General features: G+C 43.3%; 18 protein-coding genes. 9 read left to right on the top strand and 9 right to left on the bottom strand.

Features of this window, described 5'->3' with window-relative positions; translation table 11 throughout:
• The first annotated feature begins 166 nt into the window (after positions 1 to 166).
• Together QUA23_RS05105 and QUA23_RS05100 are read left to right on the top strand one after the other, a co-directional pair.
• Positions 167 to 1,756, top strand: a complete 1,590-nt coding sequence (locus tag QUA23_RS05105) for an Hsp70 family protein (RefSeq protein WP_333074535.1) — start codon at positions 167 to 169, stop codon at positions 1,754 to 1,756.
• 73 nt (positions 1,757 to 1,829) lie between these two features.
• The gene (locus QUA23_RS05100) at positions 1,830 to 2,657 is read left to right on the top strand and encodes a DUF1963 domain-containing protein (protein ID WP_333074534.1); all 828 of its coding nucleotides are present in this window, start codon (positions 1,830 to 1,832) and stop codon (positions 2,655 to 2,657) included.
• Positions 2,658 to 2,781: 124 nt separating this feature from the next.
• Here the strand turns inward: QUA23_RS05100 and QUA23_RS05095 are convergent, their stop codons facing one another.
• From QUA23_RS05095 to ftsH3, 4 genes are all read right to left on the bottom strand, one after another.
• Positions 2,782 to 3,303, bottom strand: coding sequence for a L,D-transpeptidase (locus QUA23_RS05095; protein ID WP_333040548.1), 522 nt, complete (start codon positions 3,301 to 3,303; stop codon positions 2,782 to 2,784).
• A gap of 101 nt (positions 3,304 to 3,404) precedes the next feature.
• Positions 3,405 to 4,043 (bottom strand): bifunctional 4-hydroxy-2-oxoglutarate aldolase/2-dehydro-3-deoxy-phosphogluconate aldolase, encoded by a 639-nt coding sequence (locus tag QUA23_RS05090; RefSeq protein WP_333074532.1) that lies wholly within the window; start codon positions 4,041 to 4,043, stop codon positions 3,405 to 3,407.
• 240 nt (positions 4,044 to 4,283) lie between these two features.
• Positions 4,284 to 4,646, bottom strand: a complete 363-nt coding sequence (locus QUA23_RS05085) for a nuclear transport factor 2 family protein (protein ID WP_333074531.1) — start codon at positions 4,644 to 4,646, stop codon at positions 4,284 to 4,286.
• Positions 4,647 to 4,793: 147 nt separating this feature from the next.
• Entirely contained in the window at positions 4,794 to 6,632 is a 1,839-nt protein-coding gene (ftsH3, locus tag QUA23_RS05080) for an ATP-dependent zinc metalloprotease FtsH3 (RefSeq protein WP_006633639.1), read from the bottom strand.
• Positions 6,633 to 6,918: 286 nt separating this feature from the next.
• On the opposite strand from ftsH3, the gene QUA23_RS05075 reads away from it, so the two are divergent.
• The 6 genes from QUA23_RS05075 to QUA23_RS05050 all read left to right on the top strand — a co-directional run bounded on the left by QUA23_RS05075 (position 6,919) and on the right by QUA23_RS05050 (position 20,547).
• Positions 6,919 to 7,302, top strand: coding sequence for a hypothetical protein (locus QUA23_RS05075; protein ID WP_333074529.1), 384 nt, complete (start codon positions 6,919 to 6,921; stop codon positions 7,300 to 7,302).
• Positions 7,303 to 7,650: 348 nt separating this feature from the next.
• On the top strand, positions 7,651 to 8,106 hold the full coding sequence (locus tag QUA23_RS05070; RefSeq protein ID WP_333074527.1) for a hypothetical protein: 456 nt from the start codon (positions 7,651 to 7,653) through the stop codon (positions 8,104 to 8,106).
• Positions 8,107 to 8,122: 16 nt separating this feature from the next.
• On the top strand, positions 8,123 to 9,382 hold the full coding sequence (locus tag QUA23_RS05065; RefSeq protein WP_333074524.1) for a class I SAM-dependent methyltransferase: 1,260 nt from the start codon (positions 8,123 to 8,125) through the stop codon (positions 9,380 to 9,382).
• Between the two features lie 36 nt (positions 9,383 to 9,418).
• Positions 9,419 to 12,904, top strand: coding sequence for a methyltransferase domain-containing protein (locus QUA23_RS05060; protein WP_333074522.1), 3,486 nt, complete (start codon positions 9,419 to 9,421; stop codon positions 12,902 to 12,904).
• Positions 12,901 to 13,773: a GDP-mannose 4,6-dehydratase gene (locus tag QUA23_RS05055; RefSeq protein ID WP_333074520.1), complete on the top strand. Its 873-nt coding sequence runs from the start codon at positions 12,901 to 12,903 to the stop codon at positions 13,771 to 13,773. Before QUA23_RS05060 ends, QUA23_RS05055 begins: the two co-directional genes overlap by 4 nt.
• Positions 13,774 to 13,800: 27 nt before the next feature.
• Complete coding sequence (locus QUA23_RS05050; protein WP_333074518.1) at positions 13,801 to 20,547, top strand: O-linked N-acetylglucosamine transferase family protein; 6,747 nt, start codon at positions 13,801 to 13,803, stop codon at positions 20,545 to 20,547.
• Positions 20,548 to 20,665: 118 nt separating this feature from the next.
• Here the strand turns inward: QUA23_RS05050 and QUA23_RS05045 are convergent, their stop codons facing one another.
• The 3 genes from QUA23_RS05045 to QUA23_RS05035 all read right to left on the bottom strand — a co-directional run bounded on the left by QUA23_RS05045 (position 20,666) and on the right by QUA23_RS05035 (position 23,103).
• On the bottom strand, positions 20,666 to 21,871 hold the full coding sequence (locus tag QUA23_RS05045) for a DGQHR domain-containing protein (protein ID WP_333074517.1): 1,206 nt from the start codon (positions 21,869 to 21,871) through the stop codon (positions 20,666 to 20,668).
• Positions 21,872 to 21,873: 2 nt separating this feature from the next.
• Positions 21,874 to 22,698 carry an HNH endonuclease gene (locus tag QUA23_RS05040; RefSeq protein WP_333074515.1) on the bottom strand — a complete coding sequence of 275 codons (825 nt, stop codon included), beginning with the start codon at positions 22,696 to 22,698 and terminating at the stop codon, positions 21,874 to 21,876.
• A 273-nt stretch (positions 22,699 to 22,971) separates the two neighbouring features.
• Positions 22,972 to 23,103, bottom strand: coding sequence for a hypothetical protein (locus QUA23_RS05035; protein ID WP_333074514.1), 132 nt, complete (start codon positions 23,101 to 23,103; stop codon positions 22,972 to 22,974).
• Here QUA23_RS05035 and QUA23_RS30985 point away from each other — a divergent pair.
• Positions 23,064 to 23,249, top strand: a complete 186-nt coding sequence (locus QUA23_RS30985) for a Rieske 2Fe-2S domain-containing protein (protein ID WP_445243469.1) — start codon at positions 23,064 to 23,066, stop codon at positions 23,247 to 23,249. The two genes, QUA23_RS05035 and QUA23_RS30985, sit on opposite strands and share 40 nt — an antisense overlap.
• On the opposite strand, the gene QUA23_RS05030 is transcribed toward QUA23_RS30985, so the two are convergent.
• On the bottom strand, positions 23,222 to 24,115 hold the full coding sequence (locus QUA23_RS05030; protein WP_333074512.1) for a CNNM domain-containing protein: 894 nt from the start codon (positions 24,113 to 24,115) through the stop codon (positions 23,222 to 23,224). The two genes, QUA23_RS30985 and QUA23_RS05030, sit on opposite strands and share 28 nt — an antisense overlap.
• A 254-nt stretch (positions 24,116 to 24,369) precedes the next feature.
• Positions 24,370 to 25,455 carry a hypothetical protein gene (locus tag QUA23_RS05025; RefSeq protein ID WP_333074510.1) on the bottom strand — a complete coding sequence of 362 codons (1,086 nt, stop codon included), beginning with the start codon at positions 25,453 to 25,455 and terminating at the stop codon, positions 24,370 to 24,372.
• Positions 25,456 to 25,511: the final 56 nt, after the last annotated feature.

The following is a 25,511-nucleotide window of genomic DNA, read 5'->3' as shown; positions in this document are numbered from 1 at the left end:
GTGGCATCGAAAAATATACAGTTGCATAAAATTGAAGACTCCGCCGTTAAAGAAGTTTTTGTGGCAAAAAAGTCTTTATTCAAGCACAATTTGATAATCTGTTGGCATTGGTGACTCGAAATACCATAATATGATTAAATCCCTAGTAGCTGTGTATTTTGGCTGAATGACGATCGCAATTGATTTTGGAACTAGCAACACCGTCGTCGCTCGCTGGAATCAAGTCCTCCAGCAGCCCGAAACTTTACAATTACCGGGATTGTCGGCAATCTCGGCTCAAAATCCGCCCCTCATTCCTAGTTTACTCTACGTTGAGGACGCTGCTCAAAGTAAAGTCTTACTCGGTCAGCAAGTCCGCGATAAAGGCCGGGATTTGAGTGGAGATTCTCGGTTTTTTCGCAATTTTAAGCGGGGAATTGGCACTTCAGTTCAGGGTTTTGTGCCGGAACTTGACGGGAAAATTATTACTTTTGAACAAGTAGGTGAGTGGTATTTGAGTCAAATTGTTAATTCAATTCGCCAACTGCCCTTGCCGATCGATTCTTTGATTTTTACTGTGCCGGTAGATAGTTTTGAAGCTTACCGCCATTGGTTGGGCAAAGTGTCTCAATCTCTCCAAGTAGAACAGGTGCGGATGTTGGACGAACCTACGGCGGCTGCTTTGGGTTACGGTTTGGCCGATCGCGAAAATCTGTTAGTCATTGATTTCGGCGGCGGAACTCTAGACCTTTCTTTGGTGCGTTTGGACGCTTCCTCCGACAAAAAGCCCCTTGGTTTTATTCTCAAGTGGGGCGAAAAACTATTAGCTGAATCTTCATCGCAAAAAACAAAAGTTGCCCGGGTTTTGGCTAAAGCAGGACAAAATTTAGGCGGTTCTGATATTGATAATTGGCTGGTTGACTATTTTGTGAAAACAAAAGGGCTGGCAAAATCTCCGATCACAACGAGATTGGCAGAACGGTTAAAGATTCAGTTGTCTTTAGTGAATCAGGCAGTTGAGGTTTATTTTGATGACGAAAACTTTGAGAGTTACGAATTAGAATTAGACCGAACTCGTTTTGAATCTATCCTCGCTGAACATCAGTTTTTTGACAAACTCGACGAGTGCATGAATCAAGTATTGCAGCAAGCGCGGCGTCAAGGCTTAGAAATTGGGGATATCGATGCAGTTTTGCTAGTTGGCGGTACTGTACAAATTCCCGCTGTCGGGCGTTGGGTGGAGCAATATTTCGAGCCGGCAAAAATTCGCTGCGACAAACCCTTTGAGGCGATCGCCCAAGGTGCTCTGCAACTGAGTCAAGGGCTAGAAATCAAAGATTTTCTCTATCACAGTTACGGCATTCGCTACTGGAACCGCCGCGACAATTGCCACAGTTGGCACAGTTTAATCAAATCCGGCCAGTCCTATCCGATGAGCGAACCGGTAGAATTAGTCTTGGGAGCTTCTTTAGAAAATCAGCCAAGTATAGAATTAATTATCGGCGAATTGGGAGCGGAAACTGGCGGCACCGAGATATATTTTGACGGCGACAGACTAATTACTCGCCAACTCACAGGTCAAACATCGGTACAGCCCTTAAATGATAAAGAAGGAGCACGCAGCATCGCGCAATTGACGCCACCTGGGTATCCGGGGAGCGATCGCATCAAAATCTTCTTCCGCGTTGACGAACAGCGCTTTTTGCGAATAACCGTGGAAGATTTGCTGACAAATGAAACTTTGTTAGAGGATAAACCCGTGGTGCAGCTAAGTTAAGAATAGGTTTTACAGGTAAGGTGCGCTTCGGCGCACCCTACTGATTGCCTTCAAAACAAATTGTTAAAAGCAGATGAACTATAAACTAGAATTTCCCCTCTCTCCCGAATTAGAAAAGTATCGCGACAAAATTGAAGCTACAATTAAACCTTACATCGAAATTCAAACCCAGAATAATGATGACGTTAATTGGTGGCAGAGTAAGTTTGGGGGATTTCCTTATTTACCTAAAGGCTTTGAATATCCCAAAACTTGTGACGGTAAATATTTATTTTTCCTAGCGCAACTCAACTTTGATGAAATACCGCCTTTAGATGGTTTTCCCGATCGGGGTATCTTGCAGTTTTATATAGCAGACGATGACCTATATGGTTTAGATTTCGGCAATTACGCCAATGTAGATAATCCCGCAGTCGAGCAAAAATTCAAAATAATCTATTTTACTCAGCCAGACTTCCAAGTTGAAAACATCATTACCAATTATGATTTTGTGCCGGAACTAGAAAATTTTCCTGTTCGTGGCTGTTGCAGCTTGCAATTTACTAAAAAATATGCGCCGCTTAGTACCAATGACTACCAATTTATTGAACTTTTAGGAGAAGAAATTAACGAGTTATTTATGAACCCTGAAATTGAGGATGAGTACCGAGAAATATCGAATTCCTTTGGTCATAAAATAGGTGGTTATCCATATTTTACACAAGACGACGTAAGAAAATATAATAGTAACTCCGATCAAAAACAAAAGCCGGATATTCTTCTATTCCAAATGGATACCGATTGCAATGAGACAGTAGATATCATGTGGGGAGACAGTGGTGTAGGTAACTTTTTTATTGATGAATCAGCACTCAGAGAATTATATTTTAGTAAAGTTTTATACAATTGGGATTGTTGTTAAAAGCAGCAGTTAAGTAAGCACACCTAAAAAAACATAATATCCAGAACCCCGACTTCTTAAAGAAGTCGGGGTTCTAACAGATTGAATAGTGTTTGACTATGCCCAAGGCCCAATGCCCAATGCCCTAAACCTGAGATTTGTGTACCACCACGGGTGTTCCCACCGAGGCCCATTCAAATAGCCATTTAGCGTGATTGACAGCTACATTTGTGCAGCCGTGAGTAACGGGATTGCCAAACAAATTGTGCCAGTAAGCGCCGTGAATTGCCATGCCTCCGTCGTAATACATTGTATAGGGAACGTCCGGCACGTCGTAGTCCGGCCCAGTCATTCTAGTAACGCGGTGTTTGGTTTCAACGGCAAAGGTTCCCGTGCGGGTGGGAGTCGATGATTTGCCGCTGGAAATAATCACCGCGTAAACGGGTGTATTTCCTTCCCAAGCTATTAACCTTTGTCTTGACAAATCTATTTCAATCCAGCGTTCGCTGGATTGCTGCAACAGCATAATTTTATTGGCAATTATGTTGTGTTCTTCGCTGGCCAATGCGGTCATTGAACCGCCGCAGAATGTAGCAAAAGTGAGGGCGCAGCCGGCACAGAAAGTTCCAGCGCGGCGGAAGTAAGTTGAGTTGATAATGCTGTTCATTTCTCACACCTCGTACTATTTTAGATTTTAGGTTTTAGATTTTAGATTGGCTTGTCCTATTTTAGATTTTAGATTTGAAATGTTGGATTGGGAAACTGGACTTAACAAGTTGTTAAGTTTTGGGCGAGAGTTCGGGCAATTGCGGCGATCGCGCGCCAATCGCGATTGTCCACTAAGTGTTTAGGAAATAAGTCTCCGGCTAAACCAACGGCGATCGCCCCGGCGTCAATAAATACTTTCGCATTTTCCAGCGTCACCCCGCCCGTGGGAATTAAAGGAATGTTTCCCAGGGGGCCTTGTAGGCTTTTCAGGTAAGCCGCGCCTCCCAAAGCCGATATCGGAAACACTTTAACGCAGGTAGCGCCTGCTTGCCACGCGGTCACAATTTCCGTAGGAGAAAAAGCACCGGGGACGATCGGCACTCCGGCGTCAACTGCTGTTTTAATCATCGCTACATCGGTGTGGGGAGTAAACAGAAACTGAGCACCGCAGTCGATTGCTTGTTGCAACTGTTCTAAGTTTAATAAAGTGCCAGTACCAATACTAAAAGTAGGGAATTCAGACCGGAGTTCGGCAATTAATTCAGCGACTTTGTGGGTGTTCCAAGTAATTTCAATAAACTGGATTCCGCCTGCTGCTACCGCTGATGCCATCTGCCAAGCAACTTCCTTATCTGAGGAACGGATGACTGCGATCGCCCGATGTTTTTTTAGTAGTGTCAACCAAGATTGATGATTCATGCTAACTGATTTTGCCCCCAGATAATTCAATACAGTTCATATCGGAAGACCGAGCGGTTGAAACCGCATCTATACAAACAAAACCCACCTCCGTGGGTTTCCGAGGGGGCGGTTAAAATTGCGTTATTTTCTTTACACAACAGGCGAGTAGACTGCGTTTGACTCGCTAGCGAGAGTAAGTAAAGCTTCAGCATCGCTCGGTTGTGCCATCCATATTACCGCCATTTGCATAACCTCGCTCTACCCGTTGTAATGAGCAACAACTTTAGTCACTTCTCCAGTTGAACTGACTTCCATAAACTCACCTGCCTTCGTGCCTTTTTGGTTGATGTAGTAAAGGACAACACTGGAAACTCCCCACATCACATCAAGCAACTCAAACTTGAGGTCAGGATAAACTTCCAGCCCCTTTTTGAAGTAGTTTCGTAGCGCTTCTTTGCCTGTCACTGTCCCAGATGGTTCGTTTAGCAGTTGCGCTGCGACAGGCGATATCAGAATTACATCTTCTGCGTAATGGGACATGATTCGATCGAGGTTATGAGTATTCCAAGCTTCTACCCAATCAAGTGCAAGTTCACGCGCTCTATCTTCAGTGACGATCATGGTTTGCTACTCCAATGCTTTTTTTGGCTGCTTCCTGTGTGCCCACAAAAAAATCGGGGCGATTCCAGACAATCCCAGAATCACCCCAATTATCGATTTCAAATTTTAGATTAAATCTAAAATCCCAAATCTAAATTGTAAAATCGATTAGGCGATCGTCGCCATTTTCACATCGCTATTAGCTAACAAATTTTGCAATTCATCCGCATCCACAGTTTCCTTTTCAACTAGCATATCTGCCAAAGCATTAAGGACGTGGCGGTTGCCGACGAGTACATCTTTAGCGCGGCGGTAAGCTTGCTCTACCAACAAACGCACTTCATCGTCGATCGTCGCTGCGGTTTCTTCAGAGAAATCGCGTTCAGCCATGATATCGCGACCCATGAACATATTGCCTTGTTGGCGACCGAGAGCTACAGGGCCTAGCCGATCGCTCATTCCGAAGCGAGTCACCATTTGGCGCGCTACTCTTGCCACTTGCTGCAAGTCGTTCGACGCACCGGTTGTTACTTCTTCTTCGCCGAAGACAATCTCTTCAGCAATGCGGCCGCCCAAAGCTACCGCCATTTGATTTTGCAAGTAAGACCGAGAATACAAGCCAGAATCCATCCGATCTTCGCTTGGTGTGAACCAAGTCAAACCGCCAGCGCGGCCGCGGGGGATAATGCTAATTTTCTGCACGGGGTCATAATCGGGCATCAGCGCGCCGACTAAAGCGTGACCGGCTTCGTGGTAAGCTACCAACGTTTTGCGCTTTTCGCTCATCACGCGGTCTTTCTTTTCCGGGCCTGCGAGCACGCGGTCGATCGCATCGTTGACTTCATCCATCGAGACTTCTGTCAAGTTGCGGCGGGCGGCTAAAATTGCTGCTTCGTTGAGTAGGTTGGACAAATCCGCACCGGTAAAACCGGGTGTCCGGCGGGCGATTTTTTCCAAGTCAACGTCTTTCGACAAAGTTTTGCCGCGGGCGTGAACGTTGAGAATTTCTAGGCGGCCTCCGAAGTCGGGGCGATCGACTACAACTTGGCGATCGAAGCGACCCGGACGCAGCAGCGCCGCATCGAGCACATCGGGGCGGTTCGTGGCAGCAATCAAAATGATGCCTGTATTGCCCTCAAAGCCGTCCATTTCGGTCAGCAACTGGTTCAGGGTTTGTTCCCGTTCGTCGTTACCACCGCCCAAACCAGCGCCCCGCTGGCGGCCTACGGCGTCAATTTCATCGATAAATACGATACAAGGAGCGTTCGATTTAGCTTGTTCAAACAAGTCGCGGACGCGGGAAGCACCGACACCCACGAACATTTCCACAAATTCTGAACCGGAAATCGAGAAGAAGGGAACGCCTGCTTCTCCAGCCACTGCTTTTGCCAGCAAGGTTTTGCCAGTTCCGGGAGGGCCGACCAGCAGCACGCCTTTGGGGATTTTTGCTCCGACTGCGGTGAAGCGGTCTGCATTTTTCAGGAAGTCCACGACTTCTGCGAGCTCTAGCTTGGCTTGTTCGATGCCGGCCACGTCGCCGAAAGTCACCTGAGTTTGTGGCTCCATTTGGACTCTAGCTTTGGATTTGCCGAAGTTCATGGCTTGGTTGCCGGGCCCGTTTTGGGCGCGCCGCACCAGGAAAAACAGTCCGACCAAAAGCAGAATCGGGAAGAACAGGCTGCTGAGGGCTTTTACCCAGAAGCCTTCGTCGCTTTGTGGCAGAACTGAAATATCTACGTTATTTTTGGTCAGGATGTTGATCAGTTCGGGGTCGTTGGGCAGGTTAACGAGTACCTTGTTGCCGTCTTGGGCTGTGACCAGGGCTTTGCTGCGATCGGAACTGATATTTATTTTGTCTACTCTCTTGCCTTCGACTTCCTGAATGAATTGACTGTACTTCCAAACTTCGCGGCTTGGGGGCTGTTTGTCAAAAAAAGCCGTTGCTAAGGCAATGACTACAATAGCCAGCAGTGCGTACAGGCCAGCGTTTCTCCACCGTTTATTCACCGAGGTCGATCCTCCTAATTTTTAGTCCCTGTGATTTGGGAATTTTTAATTATGTTCATCAATCTTAACGTAATTGTAACTTGTTTTTGTGTGGTGAGGATTCCCGGCCATGCTGTGGCGGTCTGAGGTCGCGGGAACGGAACTTCTCATCGGTCTGTGAATTTGCTGTTATCAATACAATATTAAATGATTTTTGTCAAGACTTGGCGCCCCCCAGCCCACAAGGTTTTCGGCGATCGGCGGGCAATTTTCAGTTAATCTAGTAGAAACCAAGAAGTGAGCAGCGATGCTAATTACCTACACTACCTTAAAAATTAGAAATTTTTTGACTGACAGCGACATAGTGGATCAGGAGGCAAAAGTAGATACAGGAGCGACGATGCTAGTTTTGCCAGAATCAACTGCTCCACAGTTTAACTTCCGTAAGATTAGGAGGCGGATAGTTAAGTATGCTAACGAGGAGACTGCTGAAAGAGATATTGTTGGTGGGGTTGAAGTCGAAGTGTGCGGTAGGAAAAGTTGGTTTGAAGCAATCGTCCCACCTGGGAAAAAGTATGCTTTACTCGGTGCTATTGTGATGGAGGTGCTGGATTTGATTGTCGCTCCCAGAGGGTTGCAAATATATCCCAATCCTCGCTCTCTTAGTCTACCTATGTCTGAGATCGAGTAGAGCGTTGAATTTGTCAATTGAACGAGAGAGAGTGATGTTAAAGGTACTTGCGATCGGATGTCTCAATCCTCAGCGTTTTCTATGTAAAATAATCCTGTGTACGTGCAAAAACGTTGTATAAAATAGTAGGTACTATTCTGGGAACAACCGAAATGGGTATTCGTCTGTTAGCAAACGATCTATATTAGTAGCTTGGCGGTAAAAACTACGATAAAATCTTTAGTGTATGACTGAGCGCGAAGGCAGGAGCGAGGGTTAAAGCGTGATGTGCGGAAACTTCCTTTAGAAAAAACGAGCTATCGCCAAACATCCTCAGTTAGATTCTTTTAAACTAATCACAGTTGACCTATGGCAGAAACACTTGGCTCTCTCTGCGACAAATTGACAATTGTTAAATTGAAACAGTGGCATTCCGAAGACGAAATCAGACTCAAGAGCCTTGCTGTTCAAGAAAAACAGCTTCAGCAGGAAATGAACGAATTTATTAGCGCTGCTATATCGGGTCAAATTCCGATCGCTCGCCTGACTTTCGCCTCAAATAAAGTTTATAAACAAGAAGGCAATTATGTGCCTGATGTCCTTGGCAGCATAGGCGAAATCTTTTCGCAGCTCGCCCAAGTTAACTGCAACTTGTGGCACGAACAAGAAAAAGTCTATGAGTTTGAAAAAGTGGCAGCCTCAGAAAAAGATCGAGTTGTCAAACAGCTAGCGATTTTGAACTTAGAACGGAATAAGTGTATAGATGGAATAGATGGAAATTTCAAAGCACTGGTAGAAAAGCTAGGCTCTCAAAAAAATAACTAATTTTAGAGGTAAAACAATGCACTTAGGTCATCGTAAAACTTGTCGGGTATGCGGTTCTTCAGCCCTCACCCCAGTCATTAATTTAGGCGAACAGCATTTGCAAGGTTCCTTTGTCAAGCCAGGGAAAGAAGAACCACCCCTGAGAAAAATTTCCCTTTCTCTAGTGCGTTGCGATCCCACCAAAGACGAGAAAGCCTGCGGTTTATTACAGATGGAACATACGGTTCCGCCGGAAGTTTTATATTCTGCCTACTGGTATCGTTCCGGCACGAACGATACCATGCGAAATCATTTGCAGGGAATTACTGAAGAAGCAGCATCCCTGATTGGCAAAAGCAATGCTCGTGTTTTAGATATTGGCTGTAATGACGGCACTTTACTAAAGTGCTATCCGCAAAACTTCATCAAATTTGGTGTCGATCCGTCTGACGTAGCTCAAGAAATAACTGGAGACATTACTGCAATTCAAGACATTTTTCCTTCAGAAGAACTCACGAAGGTTTTACAAGGCGAAAAAATTGACATTATTACGTCAATCGCCATGTTTTATGACCTGGAAGATCCGGTAAGCTTCTGCAAAGAAATCAAAAAAGCGCTTGCTCCTGGTGGTTTGTGGGTCTTTGAGATGTCTTATATGCCATCCATGCTCAAGATGAATTCTTACGACACAATTTGTCACGAGCATTTGGAATATTACAGTTTAGCAGTGCTGGAATATATACTGAAACAAGCTGACTTGAAAATAGTAGATGCTGTACTTAACGACATCAACGGCGGTAGCATTCGCTGTTATGCAACCCATCTTGACAACTTTGCCTTCAAGAAACAAGAAGCTGTGACGCGCATCAAGCTATTACGTCAGGCAGAATTTGACATGGAGCTGGATACCGACAAACCATACAAAAATTTTCAAGACAGGATCAACGTGCATAAAGAGCAGTTAGTTTCGCTGCTAAAAATGTTGAAAAAAGAAGGTAAGAGCATTCACATTTACGGTGCATCGACTAAAGGCAATACAATTTTGCAGTGGTGCGGCATTGACAATCGCATTATAGATGTAGCGGCGGAGAGAAACCCAGATAAATACGGCGCTTATACCCTCGGTACTGACATTCCGATTGTCAGCGAAGCGGATTCAAGGGCAATGAAGCCGGATTATTATTTAGTCTTGCCGTGGCATTTTAAGGAAGAATTTCTCAAGCGCGAGGAAGAAATACTGAAAAGCGGTGTTGGTCTAATCTTCCCTTTGCCTAATGTGGAGATTATCAAATACTAAGTCAAGAAACAAGACAGCGCACAACAGGATAAAGCTATGACCCATTTCTTCATTCATAACAGTTTTCAGAGCGGTGATGTGATTTTGACAAGAGCCGTAATTCAGGCGGTTAGAGTTAGTTTCCCTGGGGAAAAAATTACCCTGGAGTGCGCTGAAGTCTCTACTTATCTTTGGCAGGATTTAGATTTGCCGATCGCGCTGTATCAAGGCAGCGAATACCAAGGCACAGAACCAACGCCAAACTGCCCCCATGATGCCATATTTGTCAATATGTGGTTTGGCGTTTTTGATGATATTTTCAAACTCTACGGGATGACGTACCAAAATAACGTTCATACCTTTAATCGCCAGATGTATCAGCAGCATCTAAATCATAAATACCTGCTGCCGATACCGATTTACACCCCCATGATTACCTTTTTTGGGCAGCCAGAGAAGGAAATAGAAGTTAGAGAAAATAGCATTTTAGTAGAAAATGGAGAAGTTTTTTCTAATCAAAACTATTTTTATTTAAACGAACACCTGAAGCAGATAGCTTCAGATTTTCCTCAGCTAAATTTTTACTGTTCAGCTCAACCTAAATTTACCGCTAGTAATATTATTGATTGCAGCCGAATGAACCTTAAAGAGTTATCTCAGGTGGGAGATAAATCTATTGGTTTGTTGATGAAAGGAAGTGCTATAAACGCGGCTTGCCAAACGGAGATTAATAGATATAAGCCTCGCTGTATTGTTGGCTGGGACTTACCAGAGAAGCTTTGGGATAACTGGGAGAATCCGGTAGTTTATGCTAAAAATTATAGTGAACTAAAGGCATTCCTTTCTAGTTTAGGCGTAGCGGAGAATACAGCATTACCTGACTCTGTAATATTTACTCCCAGCTTAAGAAAACCGCGCGGTTTGTTTCTGAATACAGTTAAAGCCAATTGCAGCATCTACGAGTCGGGCAAAATGGCTTATGAATGTTTATTGCTTTCGGGCAAGTACGAGCTTGAGTATTTGGAAATTAGCCAAACTGCTTGTGAAATCCCAAATAACTATGAATTTTACATTTTCAATTATCATCATCAAACGATGAGCTGGCTCAACACAAAACAAGTAGGGTTGCTGCCAGGATTAAAAGCTACGCTAGTGCTGGAAACGTTGACTAATAATCCCTTTGTTCTGTGTCCTGCTAACGATTTTGATGCTTATTTAGCGATCGATCCGACCATGAATGTGGCAGACAAGAGAGTATACGCTTTCCCGCGCCCTTTGGAAGTTCCTACCTTGGTTACTCCTTACCGCGAATCGTCGATACCAGTTATCGGTAGTTTTGGATTTGCAACCATAGGTAAAGGGTTTGAATTAGTAGTAGACGCTGTTAACAAAGAATTTGATGAAGCGATTGTCAGAATTAATATCCCGCCGTCCACCTATGGCGACGATCACTATTGGAAAATCCATAAAAGAAATTATGGAGAATACTTAAGCGAATTGTGTAAGAAAGTAGCGAAGCGCGGAGTGCAAGTAGTTATTACTAATGAATTTCTGACCAAAGACCAACTAATTGAGTGGTGCAGCCAGAATACGCTGAATTGTTTTCTTTACAACAGAAATATGCCGGGACTTTCAGCCACTACCGATCAAGCCATATCAAGTGGAAGACCATTAGCAATTTCAGCTAATGAAACATTTCGGCACATTCAGCGCTACATTAAGCCGTATCCGTTCCACAGTTTGAAGGATGCGATCGCATCCTCTGTACCGCAAGTCAAACAAATGCAAAAAGACTGGCATCCCCAGAAATTTGCAACAAAATTTGAAGAAGTTTTAGAAGATTTCGGAATGCTTCCTAAAGCTGAACGGAAGGCAGTAGAGATTAAAGTTGCAGAATCGCCTAAAGCTACTATACTCATTGTTTCCCATAAACAAAAACAATGCGGTATTTACCAGTACGGTGTCAATATTAAAGAAGCTCTGCAAAAATCTTCTCGCTATTCCTTTGCTTATGCAGAGTGTGCTAATTACGCAGAACTTAAGAAGGCAGTATCTCAAACAAATCCGGCTGCAATTATTTACAATTACTATTTGGCAACGATGCCCTGGTTGACAAAGGAGATTACGAGATACCACCAGATGCCGCAGCTAGGAATAATGCACGAAGTCACTCAGGAGGAAGCAGACAAAGCTACCCCAGAACTGTTTGACTACCATTTATGTCCCGATCCGACTTTGGTAAAAAATAATCCTATTGTTTTTAAGACGAAGCGCCTAATTTTTCCTTACATTAATGCTAAAAATATGCCTGATGTTGTCACTATAGGAAGTTTTGGCTTTGGATTTAGTGACAAAGGCTTTGAGCGTTTGGTTGGCCTGGTACAACAAGAATTTGAGCGTGCCAAAATAGTGCTTCATTTGCCTTTTAATAATGTGGTGGAGCAGCAAGGACAGTTTGCTAAGGCAACTGCTGAAAACTGTCGCAAACTTATTTCAAAACCGGGCATACAGCTTGTCATCAACCACGAGTTCTTAAGCAAAAAGGAATTGCTAAATTTTTTGGCAAGTAATACACTGAATGCTTTTTTCTATGACACCCATAAAGACCGAGGAATTTCAAGTGTGCTAGAACACGCTTTAGCTGTTCAGCGCCCTCTGGCGATTAATAAATGCGGAATGTACCGTCACGTCTTTTCGGCGAATCCTTCAATTTGTATTGAAGATACAAGTTTGACGCAAATTATTAATAATGGCATCGCGCCGCTTGTGCCGTTCTACAATGAGTGGAGCGAAGCTAGTTTCATTTTGGATTATGAGCAAATTCTCGATAAAGTGCTAGGTCAAGAGCAAAGCCGCAAGAGCAATTTATCTCAACAATCTTTTAAGGTTGGGGTTCCTAATGTAACATCATTGAATCGCATCTTGGACGATGAAGCGCGAAGCCAGTACCAACCTGTAATTAATCAATTATTTGCCTTAGTTCCTGAGATGATGGCGCGGAAAATACCGGAAGCTAATATTCAGCAAGCTTTTATATTGGACACTGTTCACAAATTTGCAGCGCAATTAGTAAAACCTAAAATTTTATGCGTTGGTAGTCATGAAGATAGTGCTGCTGCTGCCTTGAAGAAACTCGGCTACCACTTAGAAGAAATAGACCCGGCGATTAACTGCGATCTCAATGTTTATTTCCACAAACCGTCTACTATCAAGGGCAGCTATGATATTATTTTTTCAACATCTGTGGTAGAACACGTTCAAAATGACGAACTGTTTATGACGCAAATCGCTGAACTTTTGGCGCCGGGAGGTACTGCTATTTTAACGTGCGATTATAACGATCAGTATAAACCAGGCGATCGCATTCCGGCAGTAGACTTCCGCCTTTACACTCAGAAAGACTTCCGACAACGACTTTTTCCTTTATTGAAAAATTGTGTGTTCCCTGACGTTCCGCAGTGGGATTGTCCGAATCCAGATTTTATCTATGAAGGATGTCGTTATACATTTGCCACCTTTGTTTTTCAGAAAAATAAACTGTGAACGCTCTTATTTTTGGTGCTAACGGACAAGACGGATATTATCTCAGTGAGTTGTGCAAGTCCAAAGGAATCAAACCTACAGGCTTATCGCGATCGGGAGATTGGATTCGTGGCGATGTATCTGACTGCGAGCAGGTTGAGGAGTTCGTAAAAGAATACAAACCAACCTATATATTTCACTTAGCTGCGAAATCAACGACGCGACACGATGCGCTGTTTGAAAATCATGCAGCAATTTCCACTGGTACACTAAATATTTTAGAAGCGGTGTACAAACACAGCCCTACCTCCAAAGTTTTTATTACAGGTAGTGGTGTTCAATTCTATAATGATGGCAATCCTATTTCTGAGGATACTGCTTTTGAAGCAAGCAGTGCTTATGCAGTTGCTCGCATTCAATCAGTTTATGCAGCCAGATATTACAGAAGTCTCGGTATCAAAGCCTATGTAGGATATTTATTCCATCACGAAAGCCCTCTCAGAAAACCAAATCATGTCAGCCAAAAAATTGTACTCGCCGCTAAGCAGATTCTACGGGGTGCTGATGAAAAACTGCAAATAGGTGATATCTCTGTAGAGAAAGAATGGACATTTGCGGGTGATGTAGCACAGGGTATAATGACATTGATTGAGCAGGATAATATTTTTGAAGCAGCGATCGGTTCCGGCAAAACTCATTCCATAAAAGATTGGATAGAAGTCTGCTTTTCTCACCTCGGTTTGGATTGGACGCGCTATGTAGAGCCGGCTGAGAATTTTCAGAGTGAATATAAGCGATTAGTATCGAATCCCGCGCTAATGCACAGCCTGCACTGGCAACCAAACATAGACCTGCGACAACTTGCAGTTATGATGATCGAGACTAGATAAAATTACGCTCTAACTTTAGGTATTTGAATGATGAAACAATTATCTCAGCCAGCTTCTTACCCCTATACACCTATGCACAAACATTACGGTTTTGCGGTTTTTCAGCCCCAGGAAATATCGCCATATTTGGCAACAGCCCAAGAGCTAAAAAACAGCGAACCAAACTGCATAATTACATGGTTCACTACTTCGGAAAGTGAGAGGGCGCTGCAAAACAATCCCTACATTGACCAACTTATTGTTCTGGAGGGAAGCGCGAAGTCCCTAGAAACTGAGATACCGCGCTTGCAGTCAGAACGTTCTTGGTCACGATTTTTTACTTCTGAACAGTCTTCTGGCAAGCGAATATTGCTAGGACAACTTGGCTTAAATGGTGATTGCCTTCATGCAACTACTTTGGCTCGGCAAATCAAGCATGATTATCCAAACTGCCATTTAACTTGGGCAATCTCATCTATGTGCCGGAGTGTAATTGAAGAGAATCCATTTGTCGATGAAATTTGGGAATTTCCCGCCAATAATTGGCAGCAAATAGTAGCAGCTTGGTATGAGTTGGAAAAACAAGTACAGCAGCGTCTTAATCGCGGTGAATTTGATGAAGTATTTTTGACGCAGGTGAGTCCAAATAACTATCAAAATTATGATGGAACTACTAAAGCATCTCTTTTCCGCGGCTATCCAAAACCGATTACTGTTCCCATCCAGAATATTCTGCGCCTGCGAACTGATGAGATTGAAAGAGTCCGCAATTTTGCTGAGCAGCACAACTTGCTGAAACGCAGTCATGTTATTTTATTTGAATTTACGGGCAGTAGCAGTCAATCTTTTGTTAAGCCAGAATATGCTTTGTCTGTTGCTCAATCGCTGCTGTCTCGCTTACCGGATTGCAGCATTATTCTTTCGTCTAACCTGAAAATTCCAGTAGCAGATGCACGAATTATTGATGGTAGCGTGTTGACTCTGCGAGAAAATGCGGAGTTAACGAAATATTGCAGTCTTTTAATTGGCTGTTCTAGCGGCGTAACGCAGACAGTATTAACAGATTGGGCTAAACCGTTACCGATGATTCAGTTGTTGCTGGCATCTACATCAGTATATGCTTCGATCGCCCACGATCTTGAATATTGGCAACAGTCATCAGAGCAAGTTTTAGAAATGACGGATTGCTCGGTAGAACACGCCGTTGAATGTGCTTATACTGCTCTTGTGCAAGGATTTCCCGAAGCGCGACGCCGATTTCACCAGCAAATTCCCTTAAATTTTAACTTCTATTTTAATCTGGTTCGTCAAGCTCTCCTGCAAAACTGGCAGTTTCTTAAAGCGGCGCGATCGGTTTTGCATACTACAAAGCGATACGGTTGGCATCCACAGCTAAAAACTTTTGTACAAAATGAGTTAATCCCTAAGATAGATGTAAATAGAACTTTGCAAATTACCCCGGAAAATTATTCTAAGTTTTTGCAAGAGTTTGTTGGGGACGGGGAAGAGGGTAAAAAAGTTACAGTTTCCGCGATCGCTCCTGAATCGGCAAGCACTCAAAGACCTTTTTGGTCAGTAATAATACCGACTTACAACCCAAAAAATCACTATCTTGAACAAACCCTCAAAAGCGTTCTGGAACAAGCTCCCAACTCCAGCGAAATGCAGATAGAGGTAGTGGATGATTGCTCTGCAAATTCTGAGGTAGAGGAAATTGTCAAGAAAGTCGGGAACGGTAGAATTTCTTTCTACAAGCAATCTCAAAACCTCGGCCAAATTGCTAACTGGAATGATTGCATCCAGCGTGCTCGCGGTAATTGGGTTCACATCCTGCATCAAGATGATATTGTCTTGCCAGGATTTTACAATAGTCTGCAAACAGCATTAGAAACAGCTCAAAATGTAGGAGCTGCTTTCTGCCGCCACTACTATATAGATGCAGGCGGAAATAAGCAATTTTTATCGGAAATTGAACGGGAAACAGCGGGGATTATAGAAAACTTCTTAGAGCGAATTGCAGTCAGGCAAAGGATTCAATTTGCTTCTATTGTTGTCAAGCGCAGCGTTTACCAGACATTGGGTGGGTTTTCGGCGCAAGCTGCTTCTGCTGCTGACTGGGAGATGTGGAAAAGAATTGCATCTCATTGTAAAGTTTGGTACGAGCCTCAGATTTTAGCGTGTTTCCGGCTGCACTCAGCCTCAGAAACTTCTCGCTTAATGCAGTCTGGGGGGAACATTGCAGACGCTCACAAGGCTATTAAAATTTCCCAATCATACCTTCCCCAAAATATCGCTGAGCAATTATCTCATCAGGCGAAAGAACACTATGCGATCGAAGCTCTAAAAATGGCGCATTCAATGATTGCTAGAGGGGAGGTAGATTCGGCGATCGCACAGATTAGAGAAGGATTGAAATGCAGCAATTCCTCAAAAGTAATTAGTTTGCTGCCCGCTGTTTTCCTCTCAAGCGAATCTCAACAACACCCAACTTCAGAAACGCAAAAGCAATCGCCCAAAATTATCATAGACGGCGTAATGTTTCAGCTACACAAATCTGGAATTACCCGCGTCTGGCATTCATTAATTACAGAATGGGCAAGTCAGAGTTTCAGCCAGCACATCCTAGTGCTCGATCGCAATGGAACTGCTCCAAAAATTGCCGGAATAAATTATCGGCAAGTCGCAGCTTATGACTATAGTAATACTGAAAGCGATCGCGAAATGTTGCAGCAAATCTGCGATGAAGAACAAGCCGATTTGTTTATTTCTACTTACTACACTACACCGCGAGCGACACCCTCTGTCTTCATGGCTTATGACATGATTCCAGAAGTCATGGGAGCGAATCTAGCTAACCCGATGTGGAAAGAGAAACATCAGGGTATCCGCCATGCTTCTGCATACCTTGCAATTTCAGAAAATACAGCCCGCGATTTAGTAAAATGCTTTCCAGATATTTCTCAGGAGTCGGTAACAATTGCTCATTGCGGAATTGATAGGACATTCTTACCATCGACATTGGTAGAAGTTAACCAATTAAAGACGAAATATGGTATTTCAAAGCCTTACTTTCTTTGGGTTGGCGATCGCGTCGGATTTAACGGCTATAAAAATGCCGTTTTCTTCTTCAAAGCCTTCTCTCAATTTGGCAGTAAACATCTATTTGAGATTGTCTGCGTCGGCGGTAACTCGGCATTAGAGACAGAGTTGCAAGCATACACTTCCGACATCACAGTTCACCTGCTAAAACTGAGCGACGATGAATTGCGAAGCGCTTACTCGGGCGCTTTAGCATTAGTTCAGACCTCAAAATATGAAGGTTTCGGCTTGCCATTGCTGGAAGCCATAGCCTGCGGTTGCCCAGTAATTACCTCTCCAAATAGCTCCATTCCTGAAGTATTGGGTCAAGCAGCTTTATATGTGAACGGTGAGGATGTTGATGAACTGACAAAGGCATTTATTGAAATTCAAAACTTTGACCGCCGTCAATTATTAATTGCTGCTGGTCTGGAACAAGTTAAAAAGTTCTCTTGGTCTGAAATGGCTACAAAAGTTAGCTCAGCTTTGATAGCAGCTACTCAGCTTTCGGCTAAAAAATCTGTTGCTGCACCCGTGTCTATGACTTCCCTAATCAGCATTGTTGGACAATATCAAAGTAATCAGTCAGACTCAGCAGCATTAGCAAATGTGCGCCAAGCGAGAAAACAAATTGCTGACATCTGGCTTAATTTACTAGCAGATCAACTTGCAAGTGCTTATTCTGGCGACATAGGAAAAGCGCACCAAGCTCTGCTGGCCACCGACATTAGATATGAACCGCTAACGGATACAGAAGAAACTTTTGTGAGCGAATTAGTCGCCAATGTGGCGAAAGGATTTAACGAACCAAAAGCCATCAATTACCTGCTCGCAGCCATGCTGTACCTACGGGCAGACCAATTGTCGCTCAAGTACGATCGCGCTACAGTGCCTAATTGGTTCGCCAACGAATATCTCAAATTCATGTTTACTTGTCCAAACGTATTTCAAAGCCGAGGAGAAGCCGACACTTACTATCTATTCATCCAAGGCTGGATTGATTACTTACATAGTAATTTGTTCAAAAATACAGATTCGCCACTTTGGCAAAATATTGCTTTGTTGTTCGCGCAAGTTGCGAACTTTATCCCGCTTTATTTTACCACTGCCAACCTACGCGATATTTACACCAAACGGGCGGAAATTATTGAGTTTTCGCTTAAGAATCGCGGCAGTTCAATTGATTGTATCTTCCCAGCGCGATCGCCAAATCGCACAAAAATCCGCCTCGGCATCATCAACGACCATTTCGCGCCGCAAACCGAAACCTTCGCCACAATCCCGGTTTTCGAGCATTTAAACCGCAACGAGTTCGAGATTTATCTGTACGCGCTCAACACCAGCGGTCACCAATTAGAACAATACTGTCAAAGTCGCGCCGACAAACTGGTTGCACTCCCGAAAGACTTTGCATCGCAAGTCCAAACAATCCGCGCCGACGACTTAGATATCCTGTTTTTCGGTACAAATTTAACAGCTATTAACAAACCGCTGACTTCACTAGCAATTCACCGTTTAGCGAGGGTACAAACTACATCTTTCTGTTCCCCGACAACCACCGGCATCCGGCACATGGATTACTACATCGCAGGCCAATTTACCGCGCCGGATGCTAGTTATCAAGAACAATATCGCGAACAGTTGGCTGTTCTCCAAGGCAGCGGTTTTTGTTTTAAATATGCAACAGAATCGGAAGTAGCTACCGTTAAACCTACCCGCCAAAGTCTGGGGATTTCAGACAATACAACAGTTTTTATCTCCGGCGCCAACTTCTACAAAATTTTGCCGGAGTTGAGGGAGACTTGGGTAAAAATTCTAGCTGCTGTACCCGATTCAATCTTGATTTTATATCCCTTCGGGCCGGCTTGGACTCGCACCTATCCGGCGACACCTTTTGTCAACAATCTCAACGCTGTTTGCGCTAAATACGGCGTCAATAACAACCGCTTGCGGTTCCTAAAACAACTGCCTAGTCGCGCGGATGTGAAAGAATTTTTGCAGCTAGCAGATGTTTATCTCGATTCCTATCCTTATGCTGGGGCAACATCGTTAATTGATCCTTTGCAAGTAGGATTGCCGGCCGTGGTTGTGGAAGGAAATGCTTTGCGGTTCCGCCAAGGTTCGGCAATGCTGCGGGAACTGCAAATGCCTGATTTAATTGCTTATGACGAAGCATCTTACATTCAGCTAGCCGTTACCCTCGGCACTAACCCGCAATTGCGGCAGCAAAAACGGCAGGAAATTCAGCAAAAAATGCAAGGCAATCCGCGCTGTTTTGACAGTGTTGCATACTCTGGGGCGATCGGCAAATTATTCCAACAACTCTTTGGCCAATGGCAAACCAGCCACCTGGAAGCATCGCGAAACTTAGAGGATAGCATTCCCAAGCAGCCAGATTTGGGCGAGATTCTCTCGAATGCCCTCAAGCTTTACCAAAGAAACTCATCAAACATCTCAGCAATATCCGAACTGCGTCAAATCCGGAAACAAATCGCTGATTTTTGGCTTAACGTTCCCACCGAAAACCTCGAAACCGCTTACAAAAGCACGCCCGGTAACAGCTATAAAATCCTCCTAAAGAGCGATTTCCAACGTCAACCGATGATGGAAAGCGAACAAATGTTTTTGCAGCAATTAACCCAGATTAGCAAAGGATTAGTCCATCCCAAAGCTGTCAACGCCTTGCTTGCCGCGATGCTGTATTTCCCGCAGGAAACCATGCGAATTCCCGACGCTCGCAACCGTTTGCCGCACTGGTTAATTGGGGATTATGAACAAGTTTTTGAGACAGAATCCGCCGTCAAGTCTGATTCAAGTTCTGACTTGCTAGCTCAGTACATTCAATCCCCGCAATTTGCGAATCAACTGTTAGGATGCGTCAATCTTTACCGCATTGATCCGTCTGACGAATCGGTAGTTTTGGAACTCCGCCAAATCAGAAAACAAATGGCTGATTTTTGGCTGACTGTTCCTTCCGAGAAACTAGAAAATTTTTACCGAGGAGAAGTTCGCAAGGGATATCAAGCAATACTCGGATGTGGCTTGCAAGCAGAAGCAATGACTGAAGCAGAACAAAAATTTTTGCAGCAATTGACCGACATTAGTAAAGGGTTGGTGCAGCCTCAAGCTATCAATGCTCTGCTGGGTGCGATGCTGTATTTTGTTCCGGGAAAAATGCGGGTTCCCGATGCTCGCACCCGCTTGCCGCAGTGGTTGCTTGAAGATTACGAAAAGGTGTTTGAAAGCGCATTTACGACAACAGAACAACCACTTGTTAAACAAGATTATCTGCCGCAGTTTCTCAATCAATTAACTGCTGCGGTCAATCTCTATGAAATCGACCCAACGGCTGAATTGGTGATAGCAGATTTGCGGCAAATTCGCAAGCAAATTGCCGATTTGTGGCTGAGCGTTTCCGGCGAACAAGTAGAAGTTTTGTACCAGAGCGATTTTGGCAAGGGTTACAAAGCAATGCTGGGCAGCGGGTTTATTAACGAGCCGCTGCATGAGAGCGATCGCGAGTTTTTTAACTCGTTGGTTGCTGAGTTGAGTAAAGGGTTTGGAGCACCTAAAGCTGTAAATAATTTGTTGGCGGCGATGATGTATTGTCGCCCTGGACAGTTGCGGGTTCAGGATGCGAATACTTGTTTGCCTCCGTGGTTGTTAGAGGATTACGAGCAGTTGGTTGGGGGTGCGATTGAGCTTGCTGTCAAGTAAACGGATCGCGGTGGGCGGGCCGCGGCTCGCCCAGGCCTGTCTGGCGCGATCGATTAGTTAGACAATTGGAACTTGATTTTTAAGGGCAAAACAAATGCTTCAAATATATGGAGCTTCTCTATTCCTCTGTTTCAATCAACTCTAAACCATTCATCCAATCCTTGCCTAGTTTTGAATTAGTAATTATAGTCTTTAAATCATTTTTTATGATGTCTCTAAAATTGGGAGTGTCTTGAATTCTAAGCTTCCAATTTTTTAGCCAAAATTCTTTAGGTAAACGTTTAATGATATCTAACACTTTTTCTTCAATTTCATCATTTTCAAATACATCTAGTAAATCCATCTCCCAAAAATATACTAATCGGTCAGTGATATACTCATTGAAAGCACTAATATTTGCCTTCGTCATAAATTGATTATTTTTTCCAAAAAGCTCTGGGTAATTTCCTTTCACCGCTCTCCAGGTTGCACAGAAAAACTCGATTAAGGAATCTTCATCATTTTCAAGCACTGTAAATGACTTACGAATATATCGCATTGTTTGTTCTATGGCAGTAATTGGCACTAGCTGAGTTTCTTCTGTAATCTCTCTGTTATAAGACCAATTTAATAAATTTTGAAATGGGCTTGATGGAGAATCATTAAGAGATCTAAGTATCAGTGGCTTATCACCATATTTCACACGCGCTAGTACAAGTCGTTTCTCAAGTTCATCTTCATCAAAATCTGCAATAATAGATTTGACATTTTCGGCTGAAACTCGTACTGCTTTATTATTTACTACAATAAACTGGAAAGCTTGTTCTTGATGATTAGCATCTATTAAGCTAACAACTGTTATTGGTAAATCCTCTTTATCAAAATTAGACATACCATAAAGACGGTGCTGTCCGTCTACAATAAGTGCTGGTTTAGCATCCTCTTGTTCATTGCGTTCAAATGAAAACTCAATAACTCCCCAATTGAGTTGATTCTCACACCCATTCAATATGTTGACAGGGTTTTCTAAGGGACTATTTGTTGGAATAATACCTTCGATAATTTCTTTACTTAAAGAAGTAAACTTTGCTTTGCCGGGATCAAAAGCTATAAGTATACTATTAGGAATTGTATTGATTGAACTAGCCTCTATAAATTTTGTAACTGCACTAGCTCTAGCTTTTCTTAGTACACGCTGCGCTCCTTTTTTGACATCTTTTATTCGTCGAATCCCCAACCACTCTTTCAAATCTTTTGCGCGTGCATTAAAAACAAAAAAACGAGTTACATTTTTATCGGCGCGCTGTGATATTAAACTGCCAAAATAACACCTATGTTCAGTCATAACTATCCCCTTATTTTGTGATGTTTTTCGCAAAAAATCTCTATATTTAAGAAATGCCAACTATCATTGGGATTTTTGCGTCCAAATTTTAACTTTCCCGCATCGGCTGCTGATTTTTCACAAATAGAACACTTAAATTCTCTTTTAGCCCATAAAGCCAATTCATATTCCCTGTTCATCTCAGTGGAAAAGTGTTGATCGTTTTCATCACTTACGAGACATATCTTTTCATAGTGAAAATCGCTAGCATCTATATGATCGGACTTTTTACAATTACATTTTTGGCAAGCGACTTCAAGATTGAAATTATCACTTGAACCGCCCATTGCTTTCGGCCATTTATGCTCCACTTGAACTGAGTTGTATGAATCTCCTATATCAAACTCCAGTTCGCCGCCACAGATATAGCAAGCCTTATTATTATTTCTGGCTCTCTTTCTTATTTTATGTTTAGTGCTGTCTGCTACGTCTGCATTTCTCTTATCCCAACACTCACTAATTAAGACAATAATTAGTCCGATATGCTTTTCAGGGAAGCGCATATCATCCTTCAGGAAAGCTCTCAAATCTGTTATGAATTTTTCATTTCCTTTATTCTCTTTTTCACACTTTCTTTTAAAATAATCAGCGGTTACTATAAGCCGTCGCACTACATAGTTTATCGTACTATTGTAAACTAAATCTCTCAATTCTCCATCAGCTTGCAGAATATAATCTATTCTTGAAATAAAGGAGTCATTTTTGACATCAGCAGGAAAAATTTTCTTGATAAATTCCCTTAGCTGTTGTCCTGGGTTAATGTTATTTTCATCGACACTTTTTTGCATCGGATAACTCTCTTTGGATTTTATCTCAAACTCAGATGAATAATCGTTGCTTTTAATCGTAATACTTTCCTTTTTTCGCTTTGAGCCTTAGCTCCTATATTTCAATACGCTCTACTACAGATTTATTATAGTAATCAACTATCCCACTTTTTCTGCATTACTACATCGCTTTTTAATATTTCTTAACTATTAGGATGACTCTAGCAGTTCAATTTTCCCTTGTCGAACAGTAGCCCAAAGTGTTTTCAGCATATCCACCTCATAAACTGTGCTTTATGCAATTTGCAGATTTTTGGTAAGTTGTCGCACTGAGCGACTAATTACAACGTAATACTGTTTTAGCCCGATCGCCTGACAGGGAGTGGCTGGCAATTTTTCGCCCAGAAAATGGACAAGCTGCGACATTACGCGATCGCTCGTTGCACCGCTGCAGTCCTTTATCCCCAGGAAAGGTTTGTAGCGGCGCATTGCAATGCCATTATCACGGTTGGAACTACAATCAAATGTGTACCCCGATTTGCTATCAATTCAACACAAGTTCTGGCTGCTGAGTCTCAAACAAAGGGCGAGTTACCTGACGCAGTAGCACTGTTTCTAAACTGCCTTCTACTACATTTTCTACTTCTATTTCCAACTCGCCCCACAATAGCCGATCGCCTTGATTGGGCATTTTACCTAAATTGTGGATCACGAACCCGGCGATTGTTTGGTAAGCTTGGTTAGTCGGCAGATTTAACCCAAGTTTTTCGTTAACTGCTGTCACTTCCCATAGGCCAGAAATTAGTGCCGAATGAGAATCTTTTTGAACTAGAGTGGTCTGGGAAGGTGATAGCAGCGGTTGAGACTCTTTACTGGTAATCCAACCAGTCAGCAGCCGCACGGTACCGTTGAGAATTGCTAGCAGCGGCCACAGTAATTTTGAGCAAAGTTCGAGGGCAGGCATCAACAGCAAAGCGGTGCGTTCTGGGGCGTGGGTTGCTAATACTTTGGGGATTAGTTCTCCTAAGACTATTTCTACGTAAGTTACTAAGATAAAAGCTGTGGGAACTGCGATCGAATGAGCAGTCAGCACGGCGGACAAATGACCGATCGGCAATTTGTCGATCCACGGTTCGATCCAGTGTACAGTCGCTCCCTCACCCAACCAACCCAACAGCAAACTCCCTGCTGTTGTGCCAGTTTGAGTCACAGACAGGTAATGCGGTATGTTGTTCTGAGCTTGGTGGACGAGTTCGGCGGTTTTAGCCGTTGGGCGATCGTCCAACTGGGCAAGTTGGCGGATTTGATGGCGATCGGCTGATACTAATGCTAGTTCTGACGCCACAAAAAAGGCGATTAAAAGTGTTAAGCCCACCAACGTTGCTAACCTCAACATTGTTTGAGCGACTTCTATTTCCAGGCAAGTAAGGTTGTTCAAGATAGATATCTAATATGATAGAGGTTTTACGTTAATTCTTTTATTTTAGCTTGGGATTCAGATAGGTTTATACCCCGCTATTTCGGATATCCCCACTACCCTTATTCGTAGGTGCGCCGAGGAGGCGCACCTTACCCGTAGAACTTGTAAACTCTTTCTCTTCTCTTATCCTCCTTCGCCATAATAGGGCTAAGGCGAGCTTCATCGGTTCGTTCCAAACCATCCAATTCACAAAACCGGAACTCATTGCTGTATCAACTTTCCCTTACTCCCCGGAGCGAGTTAATTTCCGTAAAAGTCTGCACCGGATCGGACTTCAACCCGCCTTGAATGTAATTCAACTTCACTTCTTCCAACAAATCCGACAGCAGCGACTGCAATTCCCCGAGAGTTTTCTCATCTTGCAATTCCCGCCGCAAACTTTGATTAAATTCTTGGCTGAAATTATCGAGAATTTTTCTACCTTTATCGTCTTCATAAGTAGTAGATACCACATTCACAGCAGTTTGAGTCAAATAACTTGCTAGCTGTTCCGTCATCTCGGTCGGCAAAATGTTAATCGGAGAGAAAGTTTGCAGGATTTGATAAAAATCCGACTGTTTGATTGTTGTTTCCAAATTGTGGTGCAGCAATTCTTCCAAATCTGGTTGCACCTGTGGCAAAACTTTGTAAATTGTCAGATCCAAAATCCGCTTGGTAATTTGTTCGATCGTATTTTCCTGATTGACATGAAGGTACGGCTGCTGCGCCAGCAACATCTGCGCCGCGTCGCCCTGTTTGATCGAACTTTTAGCTTGATTGATAAACCGCACCATCATGTATTCCGAGATCGTATTGGCTAAATAAGCCACCGGTTCGTAGGTAACTTGAGCAACTGCGCGATCGAGATTCACCAAACCCGACTTGTGAAGCCGCACCAATACCGGCAGAATCCGCCACCCCTGCCAAATCGGTATCACCAGAAACACCTCGTACCAGCGCCTCAGCACAAAATCCAACCAAGTTACCCCCGGTTTGCGGCGGGTATGGAACAGACTTTTAATCAAAAATTCCGCCCCAAAAAAACCGATAAACAACGCATCAATTCGCCAAAACTGGTCAGCGCTTTTCAAATATTCTGGATTTTGTAAACTTGAATCAATGCCTTTAATCGGGTCATAAATTTTAACTAAACCTGGAAAGTAGCTCTGATAAACAGGCCGCAACTGAAGGTAACTGAAATGGAAAAGTACCAGCAAAAAATTGACCAGCGCTACTAGGGCGCTCAATTTTGCCCAAGAAATTGCTTTTTTGGACAACGTTATATCGGTGGTGTTAACAGTTGTGTTGGAATCAGACATAAAAGTAATCTTCCGAATTTGCTAATCGATAAATCTATCTTGTGGCTGAGGCTAAA

The organism is Microcoleus sp. Pol1C5, from assembly GCF_036701115.1.
Classification (GTDB): domain Bacteria; phylum Cyanobacteriota; class Cyanobacteriia; order Cyanobacteriales; family Microcoleaceae; genus Microcoleus.
Note: the sequence above shows the minus strand (reverse complement) of the source record. Positions and strands in the feature narration are given on the sequence as shown.